At 60.9% G+C, this 6751-nt stretch carries 4 protein-coding genes and 1 pseudogene; all 5 read right to left on the bottom strand.

Going from position 1 to position 6751, the window contains the following annotated elements:
* Window positions 1-312: 312 nt before the first annotated feature.
* Window positions 313-1230: an RNA polymerase subunit sigma-70 gene (locus AAAC48_RS16850; RefSeq protein WP_340655288.1), complete on the bottom strand. Its 918-nt coding sequence runs from the start codon at window positions 1228-1230 to the stop codon at window positions 313-315.
* 5 nt (window positions 1231-1235) lie between these two features.
* Window positions 1236-1979 (bottom strand): SDR family oxidoreductase, encoded by a 744-nt coding sequence (locus AAAC48_RS16845; protein WP_340655287.1) that lies wholly within the window; start codon window positions 1977-1979, stop codon window positions 1236-1238.
* A 700-nt stretch (window positions 1980-2679) separates the two neighbouring features.
* Window positions 2680-3522, bottom strand: coding sequence for an N-acetylmuramoyl-L-alanine amidase (locus AAAC48_RS16840; RefSeq protein WP_340655286.1), 843 nt, complete (start codon window positions 3520-3522; stop codon window positions 2680-2682).
* 565 nt (window positions 3523-4087) lie between these two features.
* Entirely contained in the window at window positions 4088-6250 is a 2163-nt protein-coding gene (locus AAAC48_RS16835; protein ID WP_340655285.1) for a hypothetical protein, read from the bottom strand.
* 389 nt (window positions 6251-6639) lie between these two features.
* A pseudogene (locus tag AAAC48_RS16830) lies at window positions 6640-6751 on the bottom strand (cold-shock protein); the annotation flags it as partial.

Below are 6751 nucleotides of genomic sequence, written 5' to 3'. Positions count from 1 at the left end.
ACATCACCGCCGCCACGGGCGAGGAATTCGCGCTCAAGGACGCAGCCAAAGCCCATATTGAACTCGAGGCTGGACGCAGCGCCGGAAGCCTGCTGCTTATCCCTTAGATTAGTACCAACGTGCGCGTTGGCTGACACCTTCCACTGTTTAGAAGCCGCCCTTGCTCGAGGACGACAACGTCGTCGAAGCGCCGCGTAAGCCATCTAGCGCATCCTCGCTGACTTGGCGTTTTGTGGCCATTGCGTAGAGGCAGACGAAGTTGCGCACTCAAAGGTCAAGGCCGGGGGCATTTCTCACGCACTTCTCTTTGCATCAACCCGTCGGCGGCAGGCCGAAGGCCGCAAACAGGCTCGCGCCCAGCGGCGGGGCATAGAGGACGACTTCGCCGACCTGTTCGCTACCTGCCAAGACATGCAAGGAATGCGGCAGATAAGGCGCGTCGTCGCGGCGGGTGTAAACGGCCGCCGCCGGCTGCCCGTTGGCGACGACGGCCACGGCGCGGAAGCCGTCATAGCGCGGCCAGACGCCGGTCATAAAGCGCGCCACCTCGTCGCGGCCGGTGAATGTGCGGCGCCACGGCGGCATGGTTAGGACGATATCCCTGTGCAACAGGCCGATCAGCGCACCAACGTCGCCCGCGTTCCAAGCGTCGACATAGGCCTGTACCAGGGTGTCGTCCGCCGCCGCGACATCCTGCGGCGGCAGGGCGGTCCGCGCCCGTTGCAGGGCGCTGCGCGCCGCCGCCACGCTGATGCCGAGCGCGGCCGCCGCCTCCGCCGCCGTCATGCCCACGCCGTCGTGCAGCAGCAGCACGGCGCGGGCGCGCGGCGACAGTGCGTGCAGCAGCGAGATGAAGGCCAGCCGGATGTCCTGCCCGCGTTCAGGGCCGGACGGCGGAACCCCGCCCGGCCACGGTTCGACCCACGGCCCCGTCCCCGGCTCGACCTCATCAAGGCTGGGGCCGAACAAGGTTTGCCGCCGCCGGCGGGTGCGCAGGGCGTCAAGGCAGACGCGGGTGGCGATGCTGTAAAGCCACGGCCGCCCCGCCGCCCCCTCGCGCAAGCTGTCGAATTCGCGCCAACCGCGCAGCAGCGTCTCCTGGACACAGTCCTCGGCATCCTGCACGCCGCCCATCATGCGATAGCAATGGCGCTTCAGCTCGCTGCGCATGGCACCGGCCAGGGCGGAAAAGGCGCCTGACGTATCGGGAACGGCGATCGAAGTCTTCATTCGCATCAGCTTAGCGCCGCCACCCCATCGGAGGAAACGATAAAATTGCCGCCCGGCGGCGCCTCCCCGATCAGGTCGAGTAGCGCGTCGGCGACTTGCAGCGGCGTCTGCCCCAGCCCCATTGCCTCGAGGAAGGCGGCTTCGCTGGTGCCGTTATAGGCGGCATAGCCCTTGACCGCGGCCGCGCCGATGTCCGTCTGCGGCATGAGGCGCGCCGGGGCCAGCGACAGGAACCGCAGGTCGAGGCCGGCACGGTCGGCCGCCTTTTGGGCATAGCCGGTCATGAAGATCTGCATCTGTTTGGCGCCGGCATAGCCGCCGGAAATCGGCGAGCCCTGGCGCACGGCGCCGCTGGTGATCGTGACGACGGTAGCGCCCGGCGGCAGGGGGCGCTTCAGCGCCGCCTGCAGGAAATGGAAGCTCATGCGCACATCGTTGTTCCAGTTGCCGCTGAACTCCACCCAGTCGACCTCGGGAAAGGGGCGGCATGGCGGCATGGCGCCGCCGCACAGGATCAGGATGCGCGGCGCCTGGACGGCGAACACGCGGTCCGGCGCGTCGGGCGCCGACGCGTCGCACGCCAGCACCGCCACGCCTGGCAGGTCGCGCGCCACGGCGTCGAGGCCGGCCTGCCCCCGCGCCACAACCAGCACCTGCGCGCCGAGACGATGAAAGGTTTCGGCCAGGACGCGGCCGAGACCGCGGCTGGCGCCGATGAGGGTGACGGGGGTATGGGACAAATCGGCCATTGCGGGGGTTCCTCCATGATAGTGACGTGGAGTAGGACGTCCCGGCGCCCGGTAATGCATCGCGCTGGCAGAAATTATTTTCAGCGCATGCGCTTTTTGACGCGTCGACTGGAAACGCATGCCCGGCGCTGCAGGCTGTCCGGGCGCGACGACGGGCAGCCTGACCAGCAAGGCGCGTTAGCCGCGATAATGGTCGGCGTTGAAGAAGATATCCGGCGCCGCTGCGATCAGCAGTTCCTTTGGTCTCAAAGCGGCACCTCACCGCCAGCACCTCGGTGTGGGTAAGGTGCGCCTTATCCTGGAGCCAACAGAGATGGTACAATCGGCCATCGGCAAACGCGCAACCATCCTGGCGGTTGCTTGGTCATCCGCTACAAAGGCGACGACCAACCATACCGAACCTTCGACAAGATCCGCCAAGTGAAGCAAATGGCGATCGTCGAAAACAAACGCCGTCTTCTGCCCTTTTGTGAACTTCGTTCGAATTCTCCTCACCCCGTAACCGGGTGCATTATTGGAAAATTCCAGTTGAGAATCGACTGATCTGGCGGGAGCAGGTCAGGCCGCACCAGTCCGTGATCAAGCTTTGGCCGGAAAAGCTGGCAAAGCGCTTCAAAGGGGCGCTTGCGGTCTTGCGCCTGTGCTTCAAACAATGACACAGCCCCGAACCTCGGTCGATGCGGCCACAAAAGTAATCGCGTTAGGCCGGAACAAGCCATTTGCTATGAACCCAACCCGTCTTGTCCTCAGCCCCGGCGGCATTGAGCGTCGTGACTTCGAACCAGACACCATCGCTGCCCATCGGTATGACCTTCGTCCCGTCGGCGAGCAGCGTGATCGCCGCAAAGGATATCCCGGGTCCCGTCCTGAGGTTGAGTCCAGTAGCCGATTGCACCTTCATAGCCGTCCCCGTCGCCTCGGCACGGCCGAAGACCTTTGCCTTGAACAAACTCATCGGGAAGGCGGGACCCGGATCCTGCTTGCGGATCGGAGCGATGTCATCGTGGCCGAGAATATTGGCCTCTGGGATGGCGTAGCGGCTGACGATCGCGGCCGCCGCTGCGATCGCCGCCTCGAGCTGGTCCTCGTCGAATACCTCCCAGGCATGTGTGACTTGTGGTTCGAAATTCTTGTGCCTGGCCATGATCACGCGATTGTCAGGCACGCTGCTACCGGCCCAGGACTTCCAGTTTCCCGACCCGCCATGCAACAGGCCCCAATTGACGATTTCGATGCCGACGGAATGGGAATTGAGGCCATTGATGCCTTTCCAAGAGGATCGGCCCGCGTGCCAGGCCGTCTGGTCGAAAGTCGCCATTTGAGTCGTTGCGCCATTGTGTCCGATCACCAATTGCGCCGAAGCCTGGGCGGCCGGATTCCTGAACCAGGAAATCGCCCCATCGGCGGTAGCACCCGCGGTGTAGTGAATGATCAGGTACTCTGGCTGCCCGCCTGCAAGCGGCCCGCCCTGGTTGGGCGTGCGGACGAACGGAACCAACTGCCCAGCGTCGTTGACAAGCCGATGCCTATTATCGACCTTCATAATTGCCTCCTTCGAGTTAGACAGTTGTGCAAAGGGACCGGCAAGACGTTTGCGAACTATGTCGAGGCCGGATCTCCGCGAAAGCACAACCCATGGGAATCGTTTGCGAACGCTAAAATCTTTGAGAAGTGCAACTCTTCATAAACATAAATTATAGTTATTGTTGCATTGCTGTTACTCGGGTTTTTTTCGCAACGACATTATATCTGTGAATATACCCATAAAACATTTCATCTATCAATACGCCAAATCGTGTGTAATCCAATTAGGTATATTTAATTTCGTTGATCTCAACTCAGAGATGAAGCTTATTAAGTCGCAGATACAAGATATCTACGATCACGATCGGATGTTTTTAGCAATAATACTTCATCCAATATTGCTACATTGTCGACTGCCAATTGTCATTCGATGTCCAGTCGAGGTGAATTTTCGCCATGGCGAAGACGGGGCGATCAGCGATGGCAAATCAAGAAATCGGTTGCAAAGAACGTCCAAGGGCTGCACTGGCAAATCGCAATTGATCGTGCTTATGGCCGCCTGGCGGTTTTCGGCACTTAGAAGATCAACGCGGTCGCACGTCCGACAGGTTCGGTTGCGGCAGGCTGAGTATCGTTTTGCCTTGGCCGTATACGGCGTCGGCAATGTGCGCATGACCTTCAGCCGTTGGATGGAACGGCCCGCCGAGACAGGCCTCGACGAGGTCGATGAGCCCCCATCTATCCGGGGGCGGTGGCGCGCCCTTTGCTCGGTACTGAACGAACAGACAGATGTCGTTGAGCGTGCGGAACCAGCGCTCCCGGGGGGCATAGGCGCGGGTATCGCGCGCCGGCCTGAAGTCACCCTCGCGATTGGCGGAAAATGGTTCGAAGTCGGACCAACGGTCCCGCTGATTTTTGACAGAATGATAATAGGGCAACATCAGGTTTTCGGCAGCAGACACATTTTCGCCGGCACGCTTTTGCGCGCAAATTCCGTGCTTCGAAAACGCTACCCGGTGCGCGTCAACGAAATACCAGTTGCCAGCCTGCGCTGCCTCCCGTGTGGCCGGGTAAAGCGTATTGTTGGCGAACTGGCTCACCGGGCGCAGTGTCGGCACATCGATGGCCAATACACCGCCGACGTTGAACCCTTCGAGCCGCTCGCGTGGATCAGCTTCGCCGCACAGCCTGCCGTCCTCGTTGAACTCCACCTTGGGGAAGGCTGTCAGGATGATATTTGGCTTCCCGTCCGCATTCGCCCGGACCGGGATTGGGGCGATTGCCTGGCGCAATGCCGCAAAGCGCGCCGGCAATTCTCGCGCCCTCTGCTCTGCTTTGGCGACGTCATGGGCCTTGACCACTCGCGCGACTCCCCGGACGACATCTGTCAACAGCCCCTTGGCGCGAAGCTCTGTGTTGAAATCGGCATAAGGCGGTCTTTGCTTGGTAAGGACGTCGACGATCAGTGGCGTAAAGCCAACATCATTACCGCCAATCGAGATGATCAGAAGATCGATCGGGCGGAGAAACCGGCCAGCCGGGCAGTTCAGCAGGGAAACACTTCGCAGCGCATGTCCACGGGGATCTGTAATTGGCTCCGAAAGCCTGATGGTTCGCCTTGCGGGATGCCGCGTCAGATCATCCCGGCAAAGCTCAATCATGACGCGATCGATCTGCGGCATGTTCCGGCGTTGCAGCCCGCCCCCTCGGAAATAGGACGCTTCCACTTCCTCCACCCCGGCATAGGGCAGAAGCAGCCCCTCGGTTATTTCCGCGCCGGAACAGGCGAAACCAAGGAACGTGACAGCGCTGTGTTTCGGATCGGCAAGAGCCACCTGCAGGGCTGTGCGCAGATGATAGCTATAGGCCGATCGATGGCATTTGCGGTCAAGCCACCCGGCCGGCCCATTCTGCGCCCTCACCGGTAGCGAGTATGCCTTGTTCGAGCGCAGCGCCTGACTTGCCGGATCGTAGACGAAGGAAATGTTCAGGTTCCTGCGGTGCGAGAATGGATCAATTTCGACTGGCGAATCCGGATTGCCCTCGCCCGACGAAAAGCTGTCGCCAATGCCGACGATCAGACGGTCGCGGACCCAGACGGATGGCTGCGTCAGCCTTGTCCCATCGGGCAATGTCACCGAAACATCGACACCACGGTCGGCTTCGGGAATATCCGGTTCAAAGGGAATACGAGCGTTTACCTCCTCGCGGCACGGTTTTTCGGTCTGCGCGGCGAGACTGCCGCGGCCGGCCACGAAGATCGCCCTGGCCGCCTCCCAGCGGCACATCCCCTGCGGTGCATCCACAACGCCAAACAGGACGCCATGGGTTTGCGGCCGCACATAGTCGGTTCTCAATGCCGTTCCGAACGTATCGCTGGCGCAGGACGAGTGCCATTGCTGATGGCTGTCCCAGCATGTGGCGCGACGTCGGTTGATGTGATGGGCCCAGCCCCGCTCCGGCCGTCCGGCCCGCCGCGGATCCGAATACAGGTTCGCGTCCTGCTTATACCATTCGCGCAGCCACCTCGGATCATTGACAAGCCGCTCGAGATCGGAAACCGCCGCAGCGCTCAATGCGCCGCCGTTCGCAGCCATGACCTCTGCCATGGCTTCACGATGCATGTCGAAGTCTTTGGTCTCGGTGAAATAGCGGAACGGGTGTTCAACACGCCAGTCTATCGCCGGCGCAGCCTGGGCTGCCGAGCCGACCACGAAGAACAGGAAAGCTGCAACAGGACGAAACATGATCCCCCCGGATACAGTTCTGACCTCAGGCCCGTACCTCGCAAGCCCCTGACCACCTTCAACGCGAATAAAGTCGTTCTTGAATTCGAGCGAAACCTCTCGCGACAACTTATAATTGTACCGCTTGAGTGCCGAAGCAATACACCCAGATGGGCTAACCTGCCGGCAGGGATATCGAAGATGGTGTTTTCTCGAAAACCGATGCGTCGCGGACGTCAGAGACCGATGTCTTCGTGGCGTTCTTCAGGGTGCGATACTGGGCATCACTGATTTCTGTCGCGAGAAACCTGGAATCTGTATCGATAGATGAACCTGACAAAAAAGGCTGGACATAAGGCCCAGCCTTTCTGCCGTTCGAGATCAATCGCGCTAGTCGCCAGCGCGATTGATCAGCCGGCGCTCAATTGATCGGCCGACATTTTGCCCGATCTCTTGTCCCGCACCATTTCATAGGAAATTTTCTGGCCGTCATTGAGGCCGCGCAGTCCCGCCCGCTCTACG

The sequence above is a fragment of the Phyllobacterium sp. genome, assembly GCF_037994405.1.
GTDB lineage: Bacteria > Pseudomonadota > Alphaproteobacteria > Rhizobiales > Rhizobiaceae > Phyllobacterium.
This window is presented reverse-complemented; position numbering and strand designations above follow the sequence as displayed.

Coding starts and splice junctions, on each gene's coding strand:
- AAAC48_RS16840 (WP_340655286.1), bottom strand. CDS start 3,522: ATGAAGGTCGATAATAGGCATCGGCTTGTCAACGACGCTGGGCAGTTG.
- AAAC48_RS16845 (WP_340655287.1), bottom strand. CDS start 1,979: ATGGCCGATTTGTCCCATACCCCCGTCACCCTCATCGGCGCCAGCCGC.
- AAAC48_RS16850 (WP_340655288.1), bottom strand. CDS start 1,230: ATGAAGACTTCGATCGCCGTTCCCGATACGTCAGGCGCCTTTTCCGCC.
- AAAC48_RS16835 (WP_340655285.1), bottom strand. CDS start 6,250: ATGTTTCGTCCTGTTGCAGCTTTCCTGTTCTTCGTGGTCGGCTCGGCA.